2 tRNA genes and 2 rRNA genes are annotated in these 756 nt (G+C 52.5%); all 4 read left to right on the top strand.

What is annotated here, in order from left to right:
• Nucleotides 1–113, top strand: a 16S ribosomal RNA gene (locus LGM42_RS32955); the annotation flags it as partial.
• Between the two features lie 62 nt (nucleotides 114–175).
• Nucleotides 176–252 (top strand) — tRNA-Ile (locus LGM42_RS32950).
• Nucleotides 253–290: 38 nt separating this feature from the next.
• A tRNA-Ala gene (locus LGM42_RS32945) sits at nucleotides 291–366 on the top strand.
• A gap of 281 nt (nucleotides 367–647) precedes the next feature.
• Nucleotides 648–756: ribosomal RNA gene (locus LGM42_RS32940) — 23S ribosomal RNA — on the top strand; the annotation flags it as partial.

Here is a 756-nt window from a genome sequence, read left to right as displayed (position 1 = left end):
CAGAAGTGGCTAGTCTAACCGCAAGGAGGACGGTCACCACGGTAGGATTCATGACTGGGGTGAAGTCGTAACAAGGTAGCCGTATCGGAAGGTGCGGCTGGATCACCTCCTTTCCAGAGCTTCTCGCATAGTTGAGCGCTCACGCTTATCGGCTGTAAATTAAAGACAGACTCAGGGGTCTGTAGCTCAGTCGGTTAGAGCACCGTCTTGATAAGGCGGGGGTCGTTGGTTCGAATCCAACCAGACCCACCATTGTCTGGCGGTAGGTACCTGAGGGCATCTGTACTCATGGGGGCATAGCTCAGCTGGGAGAGCACCTGCTTTGCAAGCAGGGGGTCGTCGGTTCGATCCCGTCTGCCTCCACCAATCACCAACGCTAAGGGCTTGGTTCAGACACTGAACCGAGAATTTTGCATTGGCGATTGAGCCAGTCAGAGCGGTACGAAGTAGGTATCGGCTGTCGTTCTTTAACAATCTGGAAGAAGTAAGTAATTTGGATAGCGGAAGCGTCTCGAGATGGGCGTGGAAACTATCCGGGTTGTGATTGTATCGATGTATCTCAAGATGATTCGAACTTCATTGTTCGGCTCAATTGGAATACGGCACAACGCGAGAACTCAACCTGTAACGAGACAGACTCGTTATAGGGTCAAGCGAACAAGTGCATGTGGTGGATGCCTTGGCGATCACAGGCGATGAAGGACGCGGTAGCCTGCGAAAAGCTACGGGGAGCTGGCAAACGAGCTTTGATCCGTA

This window comes from Burkholderia sp. AU39826, assembly GCF_020419965.1.
In the GTDB taxonomy this organism is placed as follows: Bacteria; Pseudomonadota; Gammaproteobacteria; order Burkholderiales; family Burkholderiaceae; genus Burkholderia; species Burkholderia semiarida.
The sequence above is the reverse complement of the archived record's forward strand: the minus strand, read 5'-3'. Positions and strand labels throughout refer to the sequence as shown.